The organism is Streptomyces sp. NPDC037013 (assembly GCF_055607265.1).
The window spans coordinates 606,277-627,145 of sequence record NZ_JBVJRV010000003.1 but is presented as its reverse complement, the minus strand read 5'-3'; the positions used below and the strand labels follow the sequence as shown (position 1 = coordinate 627,145).

Below are 20,869 nucleotides of genomic sequence, written 5' to 3'. Positions count from 1 at the left end.
CGCGCGGGTGCCCGGATGCCCGGTGCCTGGATGTCCGGATTGCGGGAAAGTCCCGCCGGAAGGCCGCGTGGCGCGGCTTCCGGCGGGACTTTCCCGTCATGCGGTGCGAGCGGGTGAGAACTACGGCGTGACCTTCTCGACCTTCACGCTGCCGCTGCCCGCGACCGTGCCGGCCGCGTTCAGGAGGGACACCTCGCCGAACAGCTCGCGGCCCGCGGCGGCCGGGGCCTTCGCCTCGACCTTGGCGGCGACCTGCGCCGACGCGCCGTTGGCGAGCTTGATCCGCTGCGACTCGTCGACGGTGACGCTGCCGAGCGCGCCGGAGAAGAAGACGTCCCGGTAGTCGTACGCGGTCGAGCCGGACGGCACCGAGTAGCCCGCCACCTCGATCGTGTAGGTGCCGGCGGCCGGCTTCGTCAGGGTGACCGACTCCTCCGAGTCGCCCTCAGCCGACGAACCGACGACGACGCCGTCCTTCTTGACGGCCAGGTCGAGGTCGGCGGCGATGTCCGCGGGCGAGCCGATGGCGACGTCGAGACGCTCGGCACCCTCGGGCACGACGACCTCGGTGGTCTGCGTCTCACCCTGCTTGATGGTGGGGCGCGCCGACTTGGCCGACCCGAGCGGGCCGCCCTTCAGCTTGCCGTCGACGGCCGCGAAGTTGTTCGTCACCTTCCAGGAGACGGGCGCCGGCGTGCCGACCTTCGCCTCGGGAAGCGTCTGCACGGCCGGGTCGAAGGCGACCCCGAGCGCGGCGACGTTCAGCTTGTACGGGTTGTCGAGCATCGGCGACGTACGGCGCGACTCGACCTCGATCTCCCAGACGCCCGCCTGCGGGTCCGCGTAGGCGCGCAGGTCCGGGCGGCAGGTGTTCGCCGGGTTCTCGTAGTTCGGGTAGCAGACGATCGACGAGGTGGAGTCGACCGGGACGCCGTACGGGTGGATCGCGATGAAGCGGGTCTGGCTCTTGTCCTTCAGGCCGCCGAGGGAGACCTCGAGGGACTTGGCGCCCTTGGGGACCGTGACGAAGTAGGACTTGGTGCTGTTGCGCTGCGTCGAGCCCTTCGCGGAGAAGGTGTACGACGGCTTGGCGAGCGGCGCCGAGACGACGACCGTCGACATGATCTGCTGGTCGATCCCCTTGGTGCGCGGGTCGTCGACGGTGAGGATCGCGCTGTGCACCCCGGCGGAGCGGGCCTCGGCCCGGACCTTGACGGTGACCGGCTCGTTCAGCGGCAGCGTCACGTCGCTCTTGCCGAGCAGCTTGAAGGTCTTCTCGTGGTTGTCGGCAAGCCCGAGGTGGTGACGGACGGGACGGTCGGGGCCCGAGGTGCGGGTGATCGTCACGTCGTACGTCCGCTTCTGGCCGGTCTTCAGGCCGCCCTCACGGTCGTAGATGCCGGTGCCGGGCTTCTTCAGCTCCTGCTCGAGCGCGGTGTCGACCGGGGCCTTCACGGTGTAGGTGTGGGCCTTCGCGCCGGCCTCGATCGCCTTCCAGGCGTCGACGACGTCGATGAGGCCGGTGCCCTGCGCGTACGCCTGCTCGCCGCGGATGTGGCCCGCGGTGGAGGTCAGCGCGGTGCGCAGCTTGGCGGGGGTGAGCTTGATGTGCTCGCGCTCGGCGGCCGAGAGCAGCAGCGCCGAGGCGCCGGCGGCCTGCGGGGACGCCATCGAGGTGCCCTGCAGCATCGAGTAGCCGGCGGGCAGCTTGTACCCGGCCTCGGCGACCGGGGAGCCCGGCAGCCAGGTCTGGGTGGTGTTGATCGCCGAACCGGGCGCCGAGATGATCGGCGCGAAGCCGCCGTCCTCACGCGGGCCGCGCGAGGAGAACGGCATCATCGCGTACTTCTTCTCCACCGTGGAGCCGTAGTTGGCGGCCCAGGTCTCCTTGGAGATGGCGGCGCCCACCGAGATGACCTTGTCGGCGAGGCCGGGGTCGCCGATGGTGTTGGCGCCGGGGCCCGAGTTGCCCGCGGAGATCACCAGCTGCACGCCGTAGGTGTCGATGAGGCGCGTGTAGAGCTCGGCGCGCGCGTTGTTGCCGTCGTTGAGGGCGGGCAGGCCGCCGATCGACATGTTGACGATGTCGACGCCGCGCTTGGTGACGAGGTCGATCATGCCCTCGGTGAGCGCGACGTTGGTGCAGCCGCCGGACCAGGTGCAGGCGCGCGAGGAGACCAGCTTGGCGCCGGGGGCGGCGCCGTTCATCTTGCCGCCGAACAGGCCGTTGGCCGCGGTGATGCCCGCGACGTGCGTGCCGTGCTCGGACTCGATGACGCCGATGTTGACGAAGTCGGCCTTCTTGCCGACCCAGTCGCCGCCGTACGGGTCGGTCGGCACGTCCTTGCGGATCTCGACGACGAAGGGGACGCGCTCGGCGACGTCGGTCGCCGGGTCGTCCTTTCCGAAGTAGGCGACCTGGTGGCCGTCCTTGTACGGCTTCATCGGCTTGTCGTCGGTGAAGTCGTTGTTGTCGTTCAGGTCGACGCGGACCGTGCCGGCCGCCGCGTCGTACAGGACGCCCCAGCTGTCGGTGGTGTCGCCGTCGCGGTTGAGGTCGCCCTTGGCGTCGCCGCCGGTGGTGGCCGACTCGCGGAACCGGTTGACCTGGAAGGAGCCCGCCGGGGCCTTCCACGTCTCGCCGTCCCACGTGAAGACGGGGCCGGTGACGGGGTTGGTCATGCGGCGCCAGGTGCCGTCCGCGTCCACGATCGGGTCGGTCGCCGTCACCCAGTCGGTGATCTTGCGCTCGCCGGTGGTGGTCTTCTTCAGCGCCGGGTGACCCAGGTCGATGCCGGAGTCGAGGATGCCGATGGTGATGCCGCGGCCGTCGGCCTTGCGGTGCTTCTTCACGAAGTCGACGGCGCCGGTCTCGGCGGACGGGTTGTACGGGTTGGCCGCCGGGGTGTTCTTATCCGGGCCCGGGTACGTGCCGCGGGCGGCCCTCTTCGCGCCCTTGGCGTGGTCGGCGGCGGGCGTCGGGTCGTCCAGCTCGATCTCGTGGCGCAGGTCGATGGCGTGCACCGACGACAGCTTCGCGGCCGACTTGATCGCGGCGTCCGCCTCGGCGGTCGGCACGGTGGCGCGGACGTAGCCGAGCTTGTCGTAGGTGCGGCCCACCGAGCCGCCCTTGACGGCGTCGAGCCGGTCGGCGACCTGCTCGGTGGCGCCGGGCGCGGTGGCGACCATCATCGTGACGGTCTTCTCGCCGGCCGCCTCGGCGGCGGCGAGCAGTTCGGCGTCGGCCGGGCCGAGCTTGCCGGCCGCGGACTTGGGCGCGGGCACGGGGGCGGGCGTCTCGTCCGCGGCGAAGGCGAGGGGTGCGGCCCCGGTCGCGCAGAGCGCGGCGGTGAGACCGGCGGCTATCGCGAGGCGGGGCGCGCGTCTCGCGCTGGAACTGGATCTGGGCATCGGCATCCCTGTACGTGAAGGTCGGGAGGAGGGTCGATACGGGCCCGGATTCCGCATGGGTCCGGAATTCGGGACCGGATGACCGCTCACCCTTACGTAAGTGACAGCTGTTTGGGGAGAGTTGTCCGAGCTGTGATCAGGGCGTGACGCAATTCCGCCATACGTCATCGGGAGCAAAGCCAGGCATACGGGGGCATGGCGGGAGCGGTCGCACCCCTGGCACGGGCGAGGGAGCGGGCGACGGGCCGCGACGAACGGGCCGGCGAATGTCCCGGCGAATGCCCGGACGAATGCCCCGACGAGGAGCGGACCCGCGGCAAACCGCTTAGCGTCAACCCGTGCAGAGAGAACTCCGGGTGGCGGCCTACGCCGTATGCGTCCGCGACGGCCATGTCCTGCTGGCCCGCTGGGTCGCCGGCGACGGCAGCAGACGCTGGACGCTGCCCGGCGGCGGCATGGACCACGGCGAGGATCCCTACGACACCGTGATCCGGGAGGCCGACGAGGAGACCGGCTACGTCGTCGAACCCGTCGCGCTGCTCGGCGTCGACTCCCTGCGCCGCCGCTACCCGCGCAGGCTCGGCGCCGTCGCCGACTTCCACGGGGTGCGGATCGTCTACGAGGCGCGGATCACCGGCGGCGCGCTGCGCAACGAGACCGACGGCTCCACGGACCTCGCCGCCTGGCACCCCCTGGAGGCCGTGCCGGAACTCGACCGCGTCGGCCTCGTCGACATCGGCCTGACCCTGTGGCGCACCCGTCCCGCCGACGGGCACGTCCCCGCCGCGGACCCGGCGGGCTGACCCCGCCCGGCGCCTCTCCTTCCCCGCGAGGTGAACACGGAGTGACGGCCTCCTCTCCGGCCGAAGAGGGGTGCGTGACCGCGCAGGGTGCCCGGTGATCCACGTACGGTGATCGGCGCCGCGCGTTGCGGCCTCGTTCACGCGCAGGCCACCCCCGATGCCAACGATCCAGTACGAGCGGGCAGTCCACCGGCCGCACCCCGGCCAGGACCGTCCGCGACCACTGCCGACGCGTTCGCACCCGGGGAGACCGCGCATGCCGCGCATACGCTCTGTCGCCACCGCAACCGACCAAGCCGCCCCCGACACGGCCGCGGCCCGCGCCGCTTCCCGCCCGGCCCGGCCCGACCGCCGCGCGTTCCTCGCCGCCGCCGGAGCCGTCACCCTCTCCGTCGGCCTCGGCCACGCGCTGGGTCCGGGCGCGGGCTCCGGGAACGCCGCGCCCGCGGGCCACGCCGCCGTGCCGCGCTCCCGGCAGGCGCCCGCCGCACCCCTCGCCCCGTACAAGCACGGCACCACCCTGCTCACCGCCGCCGCCCCGCGCGGCACCACCGGCTACCGGCGGCTCGGCGACGGGCCCGCCTGGCCGCGCGTCGTCCGCGGTGACCTGGCGGCCGCGCGGGCCGGGCGCGAGGGGCGGCGGACCGCGCTCGCCGCCTTCGTGCAATTCACCGACCTGCACCTCGTCGACGTACAACACCCGCTGCGCTACGAGTATCTGCGCGCCCAGACCGCGAGCGCCTGGCGGCCGCACGAGTCCCTGTCGGTGGCGGGCGCCGTCGCCCTCGTCGAACGGGTCAACGCCCTGCGCGGCGCACCCGCCACCGGCGCCCCCCTGCACTGCGTCGTGACGACCGGCGACAACACCGACAACAACTCCCGTGCCGAACTGGACTGGTTCCTCAAGGTGATGAGCGGCGGCCGCATCACCCCCAACACCGGCGACCCGCGCCACTACGAAGGCGTACAGGCCAGCGGCCTGCCCCTGTACTGGCACCCGGACGACGCCCTGCGCGACGCCGACAAACGGCTCGGATTCCCGCGCCTGCACGGCTTCCTCGACGCCGCGATCCGCGAGGTCCACAGCCCCGGGCTCGGCCTGCCCTGGTACTCCACGGTCGGCAACCACGACGCGCTGCCCGGCGGCTGCTGGGCGCCCCGCGACCCGTACTTCACCGAATTCGCCACCGGCGGGCGCAAGTTGATGTCTCTCGACGAGCAGCGCGGAGCCGCCCTCTGGAAGGCGGTCAAGAAGGGCCATGACCCCAAGGGTGAGCGGTTCAAGGAGCTCCTCAAGGGCGAGAGGCGGCGCATGCGGACCGTCACCCCCGACGCGTCACGGGCGCCCTTCACCCCCGCCGAGTACCTCCGGGCCCATCTCGACCCCGCCCACCGGGGCCACGGCCCCGTCGGCCACGGCTACACCCAGGAGAACCTCGCCGCCGCCACGCAGTACTACTCCTTCCGCATCAGCGACGACGTCCTCGGCATCAGCCTCGACACCACCGACCCCGGCGGCCACTACGAGGGCTCGCTCGGCACCACCCAACTGCGCTGGCTGGAGCGCGAACTGAAGGCCAACGAACGGCGCGCCGGCGGCCCGTCGTACGTCGTCGTCCTCAGCCACCACACCAGCAGGACCATGCGCAACCTCCGCCACGACCCGGCCCGCCCCGGCGAGGCCCGGCACGGCGGCGACGAGATCGTCTCTCTGCTCGGCCGGTTCCCCTCCGTCCTCGCCTGGGTCAACGGCCACAGCCACAAGAACGCCATCACCGCGCACCGCACCCCGCGCGGCTCCTTCTGGGAGGTCTCCACCGCCTCGCACATCGACTTCCCCCAGCTCGCCCGGGTGGTGGAGCTCACCGACAACCACGACGGCACGGTCTCCGTCTTCACCACCCTCATCGAATCCGCGGCACCCCACCGCACGGATTTCGCCGATCTCTCGCAGACGGGTCTCGCCGCGCTCTACCGCGAACTGTCCTTCAACGCCCCTGGCGCCAAGCCCGCGTTGGCCGGTGAAGCGGGCGACCGGAACACCGAACTGATCCTGCGAAAGGGCTGATTCCGGCCCCACCCCACACCGTCTCCTCAACCCTCCGCCCCGCCCCCGGGTCCCCACGGCCGACAGCAGTCGTGACCGGAAAAGGGCAGGAAGGGGCAGCACATGACAGGTCTCAGGGGACGGACAGGGGTGGCCGCGGCGGTGGTTCTCGCGGTGGCGGCGAGCACGTTCGCGGCCCCCGCTCTCGCCGCCGCCCCGGGAGGGGCGGGACACGGGGAGCGGCACCGCGCGACCCAGCGGGCGATGGAGGCCGCGGTGAACGAGGACGCCCCCGGCGTGACCGTCCGGGTGCAGGACGGCCACGGCCCCTGGAGCTCCGCCGCGGGCATCGGCGACCTGGCCCGGCAGACCCCGCGCGGCGCCCACGACCGCTACCGCGTCGGCAGCATCACCAAGACCTTCGTCGCGACCGTCCTCCTCCAGCTGGAGGCCGAGGGCCGGCTCTCGCTCGACGACACGGTCGGGCAGTGGCTGCCGGGCGTGATCGAGGGCCACGGCCACGACGGGGACCGCGTCACGGTGCGGCAACTCCTCAACCACACCAGCGGAATCGCCAACGTGACCGAGGACGAGGAGTTCCGGCGCAAGGTGTTCAGCGAGGAGTTCCTCGTCCACCGCTACGACACCTGGACCCCCGGCCAACTGGTCGCGCTGGCCATGCGCCACGAGCCGGACTTCCCGCCGGGCACCGCGTGGAAGTACTCCAACACCAACTACGTCGTCGCCGGCATGATCATCGAGAAGGTCACCGGAGCGCCCTACGCGCGGGCGGTCCAGAAGCGCATCATCGAACCGCTCGCCCTGCGCGCCACCACCGTGCCGGGCACCGACCCGGCCATGCCCCGCCCGAGCTCCCGGGCCTACACCAGACTCACCGACGCACCCGGGGCACGGCTCCACGACGTGACCGAGCTCAACCCGTCCGTCGGCGGCGCGGCCGGCGAGATGATCTCCGACTCGGCCGACCTCAACCGCTTCTACACGGCCCTGCTGCGCGGCCGCCTCCTGCCCCGGAAGCAGCTCGCCGAGATGAAGACGACCGTGCCCAAGGGCGAGGACAGGCCCGGCCAGCGGTACGGACTCGGCCTCGAACCCTTCAGGACCGGCTGCGGCACGGTCCTGTGGGGCCACGGCGGCGACATCCACGGCTCCCAGTCCGCGGCGGGCGCCACGGCGGACGGCCGCCGCGCGATGGCCCTCAACTTCAACGGCCCCGGCGGCGACGCACCGGCGGTGATCGAGGCGGAGTTCTGCGCGAAGAGGTGAGTGGCGAGTACGGAGTACGGGGGAGCGCGGGACCCCGCCACCGGGTTCCGCCCCCCCGGTGCTTCGCCCTCCCGCTACCTGGGCAGCACGACCACATACGCGGCCGGATCACGGTCGATCGACGCCATCAGCGCGGTGCGCACCACGGTGGCCTGCTGCTCCAGGGAATCCCTGAGCTTCTTCGGGGTGATGTGTACGACGGTGATGCCGAGCCGCTCCAAATGCTCGCGCTTGCGCACGTACTCGGACCACAGGGCGTCCTCGTCCTGGCGCGGGGCCCGCGTGTCCAGCTCCACGGCGACGGCCTGGTCCGGCCAGTAGGCGTCGACGCCGCCCAGGTGCGGGCCGCCGGGCAGGCGCAGGTCGACGTTCCACAGCGGGTCGGGCAGGGCGTGCTCGGCGACCATGCGGTACAGCCGGTCCTCGGCGATGGCCCGCCCCTCGGCGAGCAGCGAGTCGACGGCGTCCACGACGTGCGGGCGGGTGAGCAGCCGGGCACTGTTCAACTCCCGGACCAGCGCGGCCGGTTCGCAGTGCCCGCCGCTCACCGCCTCGGTGAGCAGCCGACGGACCGCACCCGCCTCGGTGAGCTGCGCCACGGCGTCGGCGAGGGCGCGCGGCACCGGTGCCACCGGAACGCCCGTGATCTGCTGGGGAGTCGGCATCTGCGGGCTGCGCACCAGCCGCGCGAACCCCACGGAACGCAGCCGCCGGGTGCGGGGCACCAGGACGTCGATGCGGTCCAGGGAGAGCAGCGGGGGAGCGGACGAGAAACGGTGCAGGGCCAGCGCGGCGAGCCCCGTGATCATCGCGTCCGCGTACGGGGCGTGCGGTTCGCCCGCGCGGGGCTGGGCGGGCACGGCCCTGGCCTCACGGGCCGGCGGGCGGCCCGCGTAGAGCAGGGCACCGTGCAGGCGCTCCTCGCTGGTCGGCGGCCCCGGGTGCAACAGGCAGACGCCCGGCAGCAGTTGCTGCCAGGACCCGCCGGGGCGGCAGTGGGCGCCGGCCTCCGCCGCGGAGACGCCGTGCTCGCCGAGCTGGGCGGTGCTCATGACGCGGAGGCGGGCGGTGGCGAGGTGCTGGAGGGGGCGGGGCGAGAGCGGGGTGTCGTGGTTCATGCCCCGGTCGTTCCCGCGCCCGCCCGCTCCGCTAACCGCTGTTACACGTCCGTCGACAAACCCGGACAAGCTCGCCCTAAAGCACGGGCGTTCGACTGCCGATGAGCAGGGGCCTCCTTCGGGGGGCGGGGGGGCTCGTTCTCCCGCTGAGGCCGGGGGGCGGGCCCTACCCCGCCGCTTCGCGGCGGATGCCTCCCACCCACCCACCCGTTTACCCCGCACCGCCAGGTGGACGAAGGGCCGGCCGAACCGCCCCTACCCAGCCGTGCGTCGCCGGGTAAACGGGTGGGTGGGTGGGGACGATCCGCCGCGAAGCGGCGGCTTGGCCTGCCGCCGAGGGCGGACCTGTGCTCCTACCCCGCGGGACGTTGCGGGGTAAACGGGTGGGTGGGGGTGATCGGGCGCGAAGCGGCGGCTTGGTCTGTGGGCGAGGGCGGGCCTGTGCTCCTACCCCGCGGGACGTTGCGGGGTAAACGGGTGGGCGGGTGGGGACATTCGCCGCGAAGCGGCGGCGTAGTCCTGGGACGGCCGGCAGCCGGAGAGCCCCGCTCACCCGCACCGAGCCCCGCAGGGGCAGGGCGCGCCAACGACGACCAGCCCCCCACCCCCGCCCCCCGGAGGGCTACCGCTACCGTGTGGCGGCCGCGTCGCACGCCTGGGCGTGGAGGGCGCGGGCGAGGTCGTCCCGGGCCTCCAGGACGAGGCGGCGCAGGGCCGGCGCGCTCGCCTCGTGCGCGGAGAGCCACGCGTCCGCCGCCGCCAGCGTCGCCTCGTCGCCCTGGAGGTGGGGGAAGAGGCCCTTCACCACGTCCATGCCGATCTGGATGGAGCGGTCGGCCCAGACCCGCTCGATGGCGGCGAAGTACTTCGCGGCGTACGGAGCGGTCAGCTCACGCTGCGAGGACTGGGCGAAACCCGAGATCGTCGCCTCGACCAGCGCGTTCGACAGGGCGTCGGACTCCACGACGGAGGCCCACGCCTGGGCCTTGACCGCCGCGGAGGGCCGCGCGGCCAGGCACCGCACCTGGTGGCGCTTGCCGGATGCCGTGTCGTCCCGGGCCAGCTCCGCGGCGAGGACGTCCTCGCCGGCGACGCCGTGCGCGGCCAGCGGGCCGAGGAACGCCCAGCGCAGTTCCTGGTCGATCTCCAGGCCGTCGATCTTGGCGTTGCCCGCAAGGAGGCCCTGCAGCAGCTGCAGGTCGGCGGCGGACGACGCGACGGAGGCGAAGAAGCGTGCCCACGTCAGCTGGTGCTGGCTGCCCGGCGCCGCGATGCGCAGCTCCCGCAGGGCACCTTCGGCGAGCGCCCGGCCGCCCTCCTCGCGCCAGTCGGGCGCGGCGTAGTGCGTGACGGCGGAGTTGGCCCAGGCGTGCAGCATCTGCAGGACGCCGATGTCGCTCTCCTGTCCGGCGAAGCGGAGGACCAGGCCGACGAAGTCACGGGCGGGCATGAGGCCGTCCCGCGTGAGGTTCCACAGGGCCGACCAGCACAGGGCGCGCGCCAGCGGGTCGGTGAGGTCGCCGAGGTGGTCCCGGAGGGTCGCGAGGGAGTTCTCGTCGAAGCGGATCTTGCAGTACGTCAGGTCGTCGTCGTTGACCAGGACCAGCTCGGGCGCGGCCTCGCCGGCCAGTTCGGCCACGACCGTGCGGGGCCCGTCGACGTCGACCTCGGCGCGGGCGTACCGCTCCAGGTCGCCGCCGGAGGTGCGGTGGTACAGGCCGACGGCCACGCGGTGGGGCCGCAGTTCGGGGTGGGACTCGGCGGCCTCCTGGAGGACGGAGAGCTCGGTGATCCGGCCCTCCGCGTTCAGGATGACCTGCGGGGTCAGGGAGTTGACGCCCGCCGTCTGGAGCCAGGAGCGGGACCAGGACGCCATGTCGCGTCCGGACGTCTCCTCCAGGACCGAGAGGAGGTCGCCGAGGACGGTGTTGCCGTACGCGTGCCGCTTGAAGTAGCGGCGGGCGCCCTCCAGGAACGCCTCACGGCCGACGTAGGCGACGAGCTGCTTGAGGACGCTCGCGCCCTTGGCGTAGGTGATGCCGTCGAAGTTGAGCTTGGCGTCCTCCAGGTCGCGGATGTCGGCCGTGACCGGGTGGGTGGAGGGCAGCTGGTCGGCGCGGTAGGCCCACGCCTTGCGGTTGTTGGCGAAGGTGATCCAGCCGTTGGTGAAGCGGGTGGCTTCGACCATCGAGAAGGAGCCCATGAAGTCGGCGAAGGACTCCTTGAGCCACAGGTCGTCCCACCACCGCATGGTGACGAGGTCGCCGAACCACATGTGGGCCATCTCGTGGAGGATCACGTTGGCCCGGCGCTCGTACGACGCCTGGGTCACCTTGCCGCGGAAGATGAACTCCTCGCGGAAGGTCACCAGGCCCGGGTTCTCCATCGCGCCGAGGTTGTACTCGGGCACGAACGCCTGGTCGTACTTGCCGAAGGGGTACGGGCAGTCGAAGTTGTCGTGGAAGAAGTCCAGGCCCTGCTTGGTGACGAGGAAGACGTCGTCGGCGTCGAAGTGCGGGGCGAGGCCCTTGCGGCACATGGCGCCGAGGGGGATCTCCAGGCGGGTGCCGTCCGCGAGGACGCGCTCGTAGGTGTCGGTCACATAGTGGTAGGGGCCGGCCACGACCGCCGTGATGTACGTCGAGATCGGCTTCGTCTCGGCGAACGTCCATACGCCGTCGGCCAGTTCGCCCACGCCGTTGGACCAGGCGGTCCAGCCCTCGGGTGCCTGGACCTGGAAGCGGTAGGGCGCCTTCAGGTCGGGCTGTTCGAAGGTGGCGAAGACGCGGCGGGCGTCCGCCGGCTCGTACTGCGTGTAGAGGTAGACCTCGCCGTCCTCGGGGTCGACGAAGCGGTGCATGCCCTCACCGGTGCGGCTGTAGGCGCACTGGGCGTCCACCACCAGTTCGTTCTCCTCGGCCAGCTCCTCCAGGGCGATCCTGGTGCCGTCGAAGACTTCGGAGGGGTCCAGGTCCTTGCCGTTGAGCGAGACGGCCGTGACGCTCGGCGCGATCAGGTCCGCGAAGGTCGCGGCGCCCGGCTCGCCGCGGAAGCGGATGGTCGTCACCGAACGGAACGTGCGCGGCTCCTGACCGCTCTCGCCCACCGCCGAACGCAGGTCGAGGAAGACCTCGTACCCGTCGACGGAGAGCAGCGCGGCCCTCTCGTGGGCCTCGTCGCGGGACAGATTCTCACCGGGCACGGGCGGCACTCCCTTGTGACTCGCATGACTGTGATTCGCCTGACTCGTACGAATGTCTACGATCCTCGCATGGGCCGTCTCCGGCCGGCATCCGGGAATGCCCCGGTGCGCCACTGACGTTTCCCCGGGCAGATGCGAACGGATTCCCTAGGGAGAGACATGTCCGAGAACGACAGCAAGACCCCCGTCGACTTCTGGTTCGACCCGCTCTGCCCGTGGGCCTGGATGACGTCGCGCTGGATGCTCGAGGTCGAGAAGGTCCGTGACGTGCGGGTCCGCTGGCACGTGATGAGTCTTGCCGTCCTGAACGAGGACAAGCTCGACCAGCTCCCCGAGGAGTACCGCGAGTGGCTGGAGACGAAGGCCTGGGGCCCGGTCCGCGTGGTGATCGCCGCCCAGCAGGAGCACGGCGACGAGGTCCTCGGAAAGCTCTACACCGCGCTCGGCACCCGCTTCCACAACCGGGGCGAGAGCGACGACGTCCGGCAGGCGATCATCGGCGCCCTGGAGGACGTCGGTCTCCCCGCCGCCCTCGTCGACCACATGGACTCCGACGTGTACGACAAGGAGCTGCGCGCCTCCCACAAGGAGGGCATCGACAAGGTCGGCCAGGAGGTCGGCACGCCCGTCATCGCCGTCCCCGGCGCCGACGGCGACCAGATCGCCTTCTTCGGTCCCGTGGTGACCCCGGCCCCCAAGGGCGAGGCCGCGGCGAAGCTCTGGGACGGCACGCTGCTCGTGGCGTCGACGCCGGGCTTCTACGAGATCAAGCGGACGCGGACGCAGGGTCCGATCTTCGACTGACCGGGCGCCCGTCAGCCGAAGAGCTCGGCGGGCAGCCGGAACCCCTTGCTCTGCACGTGGTACGGCTGCACCCACAGGCAGCCGGGGTTGGTGCAGCGCCAGTAGCCGCGGGCGTGCGCGCGCCCCGTGGTCCGGGCGATGAAATCCTCCTCGGCCGGCTCGACGGGCCGGAAGAGGTGCAGTTCGCGGCATGTGGGGCAGTGCTTCTCGTCCACCATGACGGCCACCGTGCCCCGGAATCCGGCGTACCGAAAGGCCCCCGTGAGTCACGTCCTCACGGGGGCCTTTCCTCTCTCCGCCCGCCCCGGCGAAAGTTGAGAAGACGATCACGAGGCAGGGTGTTCGGCGGCTGTCACCGGGGGAGCCGGTGACAGCCGTGTCTCACGGGGCCAGCAGCAGGCTGTTGACCCGCTCCTTGGCGGCCGCGTAGCGCTTGGCCACGTCCTGCCAGTTGACGACCTGCCACATGGCCTCGATGAAGTCGACCTTCTGGTTCTTGTACTGCAGGTAGAAGGCGTGCTCCCAGGCGTCGAAGACCAGGATCGGCGTCGAGCCCTGGCCGACGTTGCCCTGGTGGTCGTAGACCTGCTCGACGATGAGGCGCCCGCTGAGCGGCTCGTAGGCGAGCACGCCCCAGCCCGAACCCTGCGTCGTCGCCGAGGCCTTGGTCAGCTGGGCCTTGAACTTGGCGAAGGAGCCGAAGGACTCGGTGATGGCGTCCGCAAGGTCACCGACGCCGTCGGCGGCCAGCGGCTCGCCGCCGCCACCGTCCTTGGGGCTGTTCATGTTGTGCCAGTAGATGCTGTGCAGGATGTGGCCGGAGAGGTGGAAGGCGAGGTTCTTCTCCAGGCCGTTGATGGCGCCCCAGGTCTCCTTGTCGCGCGCCTCCTCCAGCTGCTCAAGGGTGTCGTTCGCGCCCTTCACGTACGCCGCGTGGTGCTTGTCGTGGTGCAGCTCGATGATCTGCGGGTTGATGACCGGTTCGAGCGCCGCGTAGTCGTACGGAAGTTCAGGAAGCGTGTAAATGGCCATGAGTCCGAGCCCTCCGACTGCTGCTTATTGCAATTCATGCGCAAGTGCAGGCTAGCAGCAGGAAGCCCGCGAAGTTGATCAGCCCTTCGTCCTAGGACCACGGACATGGCAAAGGGCCCCGGGTCGTCGACCCGGGGCCCTTCCGCGTGCGGAAACGTTTACTCAGAAGTGGGGGCGGAGGCGGAGGCTCCCACCGTCGCCCGCTCCGCCAGCTTCTGCCGCACAACGCCGATCACGGCGAGCGCCAGCGTCAGCGCGCCGGTGGCGAGGAGCTGCTTGCGGGTGTCCGGCTGATCGGTCATCAGGTAGAACACGTACGCCATCGCGGCCAGCGCCACCCAGGTCAGGAACGGGAACGCCCACATGCGCACGACCAGCTTCTCCGGCGCCTCGCGCTCGGTCCTGCGGCGCAGGATCAGCTGCGAGACGGCGATGAAGATCCAGACGACCAGGATCATCGCGCCGATCATGTTGAGCAGCCAGGGGAAGACGTCGTCGGGGCGCCAGTAGCTGAGCAGGACGCAGACGAAGCCGAAGACCGAGGAGGCGAGGACGGCGAGGCGCGGCACGCCGCTGTACACGCGGCCCAGCGCCTTCGGGCCCTGGCCCCGCTCGATCAGCGAGTACGACATGCGCGAGGCGCCGTAGATGTTGGCGTTCATCGCGGAGAGCAGGGCGACCAGGACGATGACGTTCATGATCTCGCCGGCGCCGGGGATGCCCAGGTGGTCGAGGGTGGCGACGTAGGGGCCCTTGGCGACGACTTCCTTGTTGTCCCACGGCAGCAGCGTGACGACGACGAGCATCGAGCCGACGTAGAAGACGGCGATGCGCCACATCGCGGTGCGCACGGCCTTGGCGACGCTCTTGACCGGGTTCTCGGACTCGGCGGCGGCGATCGTGACGGTCTCCAGACCGCCGTACGCGAAGACGGAGGCGAGCAGGCCGATGATCAGGCCGTCCGTGCCGTTCGGCATGAAGCCGCCCTCGCCGGTGAGGTTCTCGAGGCCGGGGGCCGAGGTGTCCGAGCCGGGCAGGATGCCGAGGATCGCGAGGACGCCGATGCCGAGGAAGAGCGTGATGGCGCCGACCTTGAGGGCGGCGAACCAGAACTCGAACTCGCCGAAGTTCTTCACGGCCGTCAGGTTCGAGCCGCAGAAGACCAGCATGAACAGGGCGACCCAGGCCCACTCCGGGCTGTCGGGGAACCAGCCGACCATGATCTTCGCCGCGCCGATGCCCTCCAGGCCGACGGCGACGCAGAGCAGGAACCAGAAGCCCCAGCCCGCGGTGAAGCCCGCCCAGGGCCCGATGGCCCGCTCGGCGTGGACGGAGAAGGAGCCCGACGCCGGGTTCGCCGCCGACATCTCGCCCAGCATGCGCATCACGAGCATGACGAGCGCGCCGGAGACCGCGTAGGCGAGGACGATCGAGGGGCCTGCCGCGGCGATGCCCGCGCCGGAGCCCACGAAGAGGCCGGCGCCGATCACGCCACCGAGCGCGATCATGGAGAGATGCCGCTGCTTGAGGCCGTGGACGAGCGGGGAGTCGGCCTTGGGTGGTGCGTCAGGTGCTGCGTCCTGCGGGGTGGACGTCCGAGACATGGGCGTGCCCTGTTCACTAGCCGAGACGGGGAGAGTGCGAGACGGGAGTGCGTGAGACGGGGAGAGAGCGGCCCACAGTCTGAGCCGCGGTACCGCTGACAGGGAACAGTTGACCGCTATACGGACACGACGCTCACACGTTGTGAAGACTTGCGCACAACATGTTCATCTGCCGTTCACTCGCGCCCCGTGCGGCTCCCGCGCCACTCCCGCACCCCCGCGATCACCAGGACGAGCCCCGTCGCCCCCGCCGACCACAGCAGCTGCGGCCGCGCCCCGTCGTCCGTCAGCATCAGCACGAGCACCGCGGCCATCGCCGCGAGCGCCGCCCACGTCAGATACGGGAACGCCCACATCCGCAGCACCAGCCGCTCCGGCGCCTCCCGCTCGACGCGCCGGCGCAGCCGCAGCTGCGAGACCGCGATCAGCGCCCAGACGAAGAGGAGCACCGCGCCGACGGAGTTGAGCATGTAGAGGAAGACCGAGTCGGGCCACTTCAGATTGAGCACGACCGAGACGAACCCGAAGGCGACGGAGGCGAGGACCGCGCGGCGCGGCACCCCGCCGCCCGACACCGTCAGCAGCGCCTTGGGCGCCTCGCCGCGCTCCGCCAGCGAGAAGACCATCCGGGACGAGCCGTAGAGATTGGCGTTGAGCGCCGAGAGGAGCGCCACGAACACCACGATGTTCATGATCGTCCCGGCCGACGGCACGCCGATCGAGTCGAGGACCGTGACGTACGGACTGGCCCCGGCCTTCTGCGCCGTCCACGGCAGCACGGTCACGATGACCAGCATCGACCCGACGTAGAAGAAGAGGATCCGGTAGACCGCGCTGCGCACCGCGCGGGCGACCGAGCGCACCGGGTCGTCGGACTCGGCCGCGGCGATCGTGACGACCTCCAGGCCGCCGAAGGCGAAGACGACGGCGAGCACGCCGGAGACGACGCCCTCCCAGCCGTTCGGCAGGAAGCCGCCCCGCCCGGTGAGGTTGGTCAGGCCCACCGGGTCGGTGTCCGGGAGCACCCCGAAGACCGCGAGCAGGCCGAGGACGAGGAACGCGACGATCGCGAAGACCTTCAGCGCCGCGAACCAGAACTCGAACTCGCCGAAGTTCTTCACCGAGGCGAGGTTGGCGGCGGTGAACACCACCATGAAGACCAGCACCCAGGCCCACTGCGGCACCCCGGGCGCCCAGCCGTTGGCGATCTGAGCGGCCCCGGTCGCCTCCACGGCGAGCACGACCACCAGCAGGAACCAGTAGAGCCAGCCGACGCTGAAGCCCGCCCAACGCCCCAGCGCGCGCTCCGCGTGCACGGAGAAGGAGCCCGACGCGGGCATCGCGGCCGACATCTCGCCGAGCATCCGCATCACGCACATCGCCAGGGCGCCCGCGATCAGATACGAGACGACGATGCCGGGCCCCGCGACGGAGATCCCCGCGCCCGACCCCACGAAGAGGCCGGCGCCGATGACGCCGCCGAGGCCGAGCATGGTGAGGTGGCGCTGCTTGAGCCCGCCGGAGAGCGGCTCGCTCCCCTCGCCGGGCAGCGGGGCGGCCGTCGCCGGCGCGGGCGGGCCGGCCTTCCCCCTCGTACCCCCGGTACCGGGCGCCGGTCCTTCGGGCGGTGCGTCGTGCATGTGCTCAGGCTGCTCTCGGGGGTCACAAGGCTTTGGCGGGACTCCACAGTCTCCCCGGGGAGCGGCCCCTCGCGCAAAATGAGGCGCCCACCCGCTCACCTCCGTGACGAGCGTCACGCCGTCCGAGGTGTACACGCGGCCCTTTGTCCGGAGCCCACCAAGGCCCCGCCCCTCGGTTGTCACCCGGAGACCGTGTGGCCGCGGCGGCGCCTGGGATAGCGTCGACGCGTCCCAACCTGCCCACGTCCCCCGCGGAGTCCCCGATGAGCATCGCCGCCACCACCCGCCCCGGTCTGGTCCTCGCCGACCTGCTGCCCGCGTCCCGCGTGAAGGACGCGGTGCTCGTGCTCGGCGGCGCCGCGCTCACCGGGATCGCCGCCCAGATCGCGGTGCCCGTGCCGGGCTCCCCGGTGCCGGTGACCGGCCAGACCTTCGCCGCGCTGCTCGTCGGCACCTCGCTGGGCGCCCGCCGCGGCTTCCTCTCGCTCGCCCTGTACGCCCTCGTGGGCATGGCCGGCATGCCGTGGTTCGCGCAGGCGGGCTCCGGCACCGCCGCGCCCTCCCTCGGCTACGTCTTCGGCATGCTGCTCGCCGCCACCGCGGTGGGCGCCCTCGCCCGCCGCGGCGGCGACCGGTCCGTGCTGCGCACCGCGGGCACGATGGTCCTCGGCTCCGCGATCATCTACGCGGTCGGCGTCCCGTACCTGGCCGCCGCCACCGGCATGTCGCTGACCCAGGCCGTCGCCGCCGGCCTCACGCCCTTCCTGATCGGCGACGCCCTGAAGGCCGCGCTCGCGATGGGCGCGCTGCCGACGGCGTGGAAGTTCCTCGACCGCTGACGGTCGCCGTCCGTCGGTTCAGCCGACGGTGTAGTTCCGCCTGAAGAGGCTCGCCGGGTCATACGTGGCCTTCAACGCGGCGAGCCTCTTCCGCGTTTCCGTGTCGTACAGCCCCTCCGTGCGGTCGTTGCCGCCGAAGACGAAGTTGAGGGACCGCCCCAGGGTCTGCGGCGCCACCAGGCCGAACGCCTGCGCGTGCACGGCCCGCAGCGCCTCGACGTCCGTGCCGTCCGTGCCGTCCAGCGGCGACACGATCCGGACCAGCCAGTCCGCGTCGCGGTACGGCACCGCGTTGGGCGCGGGCCGGGCCAGGGCGCCGCCCAGGTGGTTGACCTGGAGGATGTGCATCGAGGCCGCCCCGGGCCCGGTCAGCGCGAGGATCTCGCCGGCCGCGGCGACGTCGAGGCCGCTCAGGAGCACGTTGTCGCCGTAGTAGGCGTGCGGGAAGTCCGGGTCGCCGTGGATGGTGGGGCTCTCCGCGTACGGCATCTCCCGCAGCGTGTCCGACACGGTGGGCCCGAGCTCGCGCAGCGGCGCCACCAGCCGCTCGCCCTCGGCCTCCGGGCCGGTGAACGCGACCCGGATCACGACGAGGTAGCGGCCCCGCAGGTGCGGCGGGAGCTGTGGCAGGTCCGGGTAGACGAGCGCGGCGAGCGACGAGGTCACCTCGTCGGGCAGGGTCCGCGTCCACCGCTCGTAGCCGGCGAACACCGCGGCGGGCTCCACCTCGGTGCCGTCGAACGAGAGGGCGCCGCCGTACAGCCGGGCCACCGGCACCAGGCCGATCTCCAGCTCCGTGACGACGCCGAGGTTGGCGCCGCCGCCGAGCAGCCCCCAGAACAGCTCCGGGTCGCTCTCCGCCGTGACGTGGCGCAGGACGCCGTCCGCGGTGACGACGTCGAGCGCGCGGACGTGGTCGGCCGCGTACCCGAACTCCCGGCCCAGGATGCCGAGCCCGCCGCCGAGCGTGTACGAGACGACGCCGACGGTCGGCGCGGTGCCGTTCAGCGGGGCGAGGCCGTGCGGTGCCGCGGCCTCGGCGACCCGGTCCCAGCGGGCGCCGGCGCCGACGGTGACGGTGCGCGCGGCGGCGTCGACCCGGACCGCGTCCATCCGCCGGGTGGTGATCAGGACGCCGCCCTCCGAGGACCCCGGTACGCCGTGCCCGGTGGCCTGCACGCCGACGGGCAGGCCCGCCGCGGCGGCGTGCCGGACCGCCGCCACGACGTCGTCGGCGTCGCGGGCGCCGAAGACGAGGGCGGGCCGTGTCGTGAAGCCGGTCTGCATTCCCGCGAGTTCCTCGTCGTAGCCGGTGTCGCCCGGCCGGAACACGAGTCGCTGTGCGGTGAAGTCCACGGGTGCCTCCATTGAGCGGCGTACGGCCGGGCGGCGTACGGCGGTGTCGCCGCGCCCGGCCCCTGAGACGGGTGTCTCGTCCGACGGGGGAGAGCATCCCGCAATAACGTGACACCGGCCGTCAGCTTTTCCCGGCGCCGACCGGAAATCATCCGGGCACGGACACGACGACGCCCCCGCGCTGAGGGCCGCGGGGGCGTCGTACGTACGGGATGGCGGGGTCAGCCGTCGACGGGGTCCTTCGCCGGGGTGCCGGCCGCCGGGACCGCGCCCCGGGGCCGGATCTTCTCGCGGATCAGCGAGAAGGCGACCACGAACGCCGCCGCGAGGAGCGAGAGCAGCACCTGCTTGCGGCCGGCCTCGTCGGTCAGCATGTAGACGAGGACGAAGGAGATCATCGCGATCGTGACCCACGTCAGGTACGGGAAGAGCCACATCTTCACGACCAGCTTCTCCGGCTCCTCGCGCAGGATGATCCCGCGCATCCGCAGCTGCGTGAAGCTGATGATCAGCCACACGAAGAGGGCCACCGCGCCCGAGGAGTTGAGCAGGAAGTCGAAGACGGTGTCCTTCCACTGGTAGTTGAACCAGACGGCGACGAAACCGAAGACGACGGAGCCGAGGATGGCGGCCTGCGGCACGCCGCGGGAGTTGGTGCGCGCGAACGCCTTGGGCGCGTCGCCGCGCTGGCCGAGCGAGAAGGCCATCCGGGAGGCGGTGTAGAGGCCGGAGTTGAGGCAGGAGAGCACGGCCGTGAGGACGATGACGTTCATGACCTGGCCGGCGTGCGGGATGCCGATCGAGTTGAGGGCGGCGACGTAGCTGCCGTCCTCGGTGATCGCCTTGGAGTTCCACGGCAACAGGGTGATGACGACGAAGATCGAGCCCAGGTAGAAGACGCCGATGCGCCAGATGACGCTGTTGGTCGCCTTGGTGACCGCGCGCTGCGGGTCCTCGGACTCACCGGCGGCCAGCGTGACGATCTCGCTGCCCATGAAGGAGAAGACGACCATCAGCACGCCGGTGAGGATGGCGCCCGCGCCCTTGGGCATGAAGCCGCCCGCGTCGGTGAGGTGCGCGAAACCGGCGCCGGGGTTGTCGGAGCCGGGCAGGACGCCGAAGACGGCGAGCAGCCCGATGATCACGAAGCCGCCGATGGCGACGACCTTGATCCCGGCGAACCAGAACTCGAACTCGCCGTAGGAGCCCACCGAGACGAGGTTGGTCGCGGTGAGCACGACCATCACGATGAGCGCCCAGCCCCACTGCGGTACGGCGGGTATCCAGCCGTTGAGGATCACGGCGCCCGCGGTGGCCTCCACCGCGAGGACGACGACCCAGAAGAACCAGTAGAGCCAGCCGATGGAGAAGCCGGCCCAGCGGCCGAGCGCCTGGTCGGCGTAGGTGGAGAAGGAGCCGGACGCGGGCCGTGCGGCGGCCATCTCGCCGAGCATCCGCATCACGAGGACGACCATCGTGCCGACGAGGGCGTACGAGATGAGGATGGCGGGCCCGGCGGCGGCGATGCCGGAGCCGGAGCCGACGAAGAGACCGGCGCCGATCACACCGCCGATGGCGATCATGGAGAGGTGGCGGTTCTTGAGACCCGCTTTCAGGCCGTCGGTGTCACCACGGTGGCCAGACTGCGGATCCCCGGGGGATGAGGGGGTGCTGTCTGCCTTCGCAAGGGAGGGTTGCGAGGTCATGGACGAATCCTTAAGTTCTC

General features: G+C 71.6%; 14 protein-coding genes. 5 read left to right on the top strand and 9 right to left on the bottom strand.

Annotated elements, in window-relative coordinates:
- Positions 1-120 precede the first annotated feature (120 nt).
- Positions 121-3,411 (bottom strand): S8 family serine peptidase, encoded by a 3,291-nt coding sequence (locus ACZ7DY_RS12680; protein WP_471133638.1) that lies wholly within the window; start codon positions 3,409-3,411, stop codon positions 121-123.
- 338 nt (positions 3,412-3,749) lie between these two features.
- Between ACZ7DY_RS12680 and ACZ7DY_RS12675 the strand changes: the two genes are divergently transcribed.
- The 3 genes from ACZ7DY_RS12675 to ACZ7DY_RS12665 all read left to right on the top strand — a co-directional run bounded on the left by ACZ7DY_RS12675 (position 3,750) and on the right by ACZ7DY_RS12665 (position 7,548).
- On the top strand, positions 3,750-4,214 hold the full coding sequence (locus ACZ7DY_RS12675; protein ID WP_471133635.1) for an NUDIX hydrolase: 465 nt from the start codon (positions 3,750-3,752) through the stop codon (positions 4,212-4,214).
- A gap of 256 nt (positions 4,215-4,470) precedes the next feature.
- Positions 4,471-6,282, top strand: a complete 1,812-nt coding sequence (locus ACZ7DY_RS12670; protein WP_471133632.1) for a TIGR03767 family metallophosphoesterase — start codon at positions 4,471-4,473, stop codon at positions 6,280-6,282.
- Positions 6,283-6,384: 102 nt separating this feature from the next.
- Entirely contained in the window at positions 6,385-7,548 is a 1,164-nt protein-coding gene (locus ACZ7DY_RS12665) for a serine hydrolase domain-containing protein (RefSeq protein ID WP_471133630.1), read from the top strand.
- A gap of 74 nt (positions 7,549-7,622) precedes the next feature.
- Here ACZ7DY_RS12665 and ACZ7DY_RS12660 read toward each other — a convergent pair whose 3' ends face one another.
- Positions 7,623-8,666, bottom strand: coding sequence for a hypothetical protein (locus ACZ7DY_RS12660; protein WP_471133627.1), 1,044 nt, complete (start codon positions 8,664-8,666; stop codon positions 7,623-7,625).
- A gap of 628 nt (positions 8,667-9,294) precedes the next feature.
- Positions 9,295-11,868, bottom strand: coding sequence for an aminopeptidase N (gene pepN / locus ACZ7DY_RS12655; RefSeq protein WP_471133625.1), 2,574 nt, complete (start codon positions 11,866-11,868; stop codon positions 9,295-9,297).
- Between the two features lie 159 nt (positions 11,869-12,027).
- Between pepN and ACZ7DY_RS12650 the strand changes: the two genes are divergently transcribed.
- The gene (locus ACZ7DY_RS12650) at positions 12,028-12,672 is read left to right on the top strand and encodes a mycothiol-dependent nitroreductase Rv2466c family protein (RefSeq protein ID WP_471133622.1); all 645 of its coding nucleotides are present in this window, start codon (positions 12,028-12,030) and stop codon (positions 12,670-12,672) included.
- A gap of 11 nt (positions 12,673-12,683) precedes the next feature.
- Here ACZ7DY_RS12650 and ACZ7DY_RS12645 read toward each other — a convergent pair whose 3' ends face one another.
- From ACZ7DY_RS12645 to ACZ7DY_RS12630, 4 genes are all read right to left on the bottom strand, one after another.
- Positions 12,684-12,890: a hypothetical protein gene (locus ACZ7DY_RS12645; protein WP_471133619.1), complete on the bottom strand. Its 207-nt coding sequence runs from the start codon at positions 12,888-12,890 to the stop codon at positions 12,684-12,686.
- Between the two features lie 163 nt (positions 12,891-13,053).
- Positions 13,054-13,704, bottom strand: a complete 651-nt coding sequence (locus ACZ7DY_RS12640) for a superoxide dismutase (RefSeq protein ID WP_362339562.1) — start codon at positions 13,702-13,704, stop codon at positions 13,054-13,056.
- A 158-nt stretch (positions 13,705-13,862) separates the two neighbouring features.
- Positions 13,863-15,308 carry an amino acid permease gene (locus tag ACZ7DY_RS12635; RefSeq protein ID WP_471133616.1) on the bottom strand — a complete coding sequence of 482 codons (1,446 nt, stop codon included), beginning with the start codon at positions 15,306-15,308 and terminating at the stop codon, positions 13,863-13,865.
- Positions 15,309-15,484: 176 nt separating this feature from the next.
- Entirely contained in the window at positions 15,485-16,948 is a 1,464-nt protein-coding gene (locus ACZ7DY_RS12630) for an amino acid permease (protein ID WP_471133614.1), read from the bottom strand.
- Between the two features lie 263 nt (positions 16,949-17,211).
- Here ACZ7DY_RS12630 and ACZ7DY_RS12625 point away from each other — a divergent pair, with 263 nt between their 5' ends.
- Positions 17,212-17,787, top strand: a complete 576-nt coding sequence (locus ACZ7DY_RS12625; protein WP_471133611.1) for a biotin transporter BioY — start codon at positions 17,212-17,214, stop codon at positions 17,785-17,787.
- An 18-nt stretch (positions 17,788-17,805) separates the two neighbouring features.
- Here the strand turns inward: ACZ7DY_RS12625 and ACZ7DY_RS12620 are convergent, their stop codons facing one another.
- Positions 17,806-19,155: an FAD-binding oxidoreductase gene (locus ACZ7DY_RS12620; protein ID WP_471133608.1), complete on the bottom strand. Its 1,350-nt coding sequence runs from the start codon at positions 19,153-19,155 to the stop codon at positions 17,806-17,808.
- A 209-nt stretch (positions 19,156-19,364) separates the two neighbouring features.
- Positions 19,365-20,849, bottom strand: coding sequence for an amino acid permease (locus ACZ7DY_RS12615; RefSeq protein ID WP_471133606.1), 1,485 nt, complete (start codon positions 20,847-20,849; stop codon positions 19,365-19,367).
- Between the last annotated feature and the right edge of the window lie 20 nt (positions 20,850-20,869).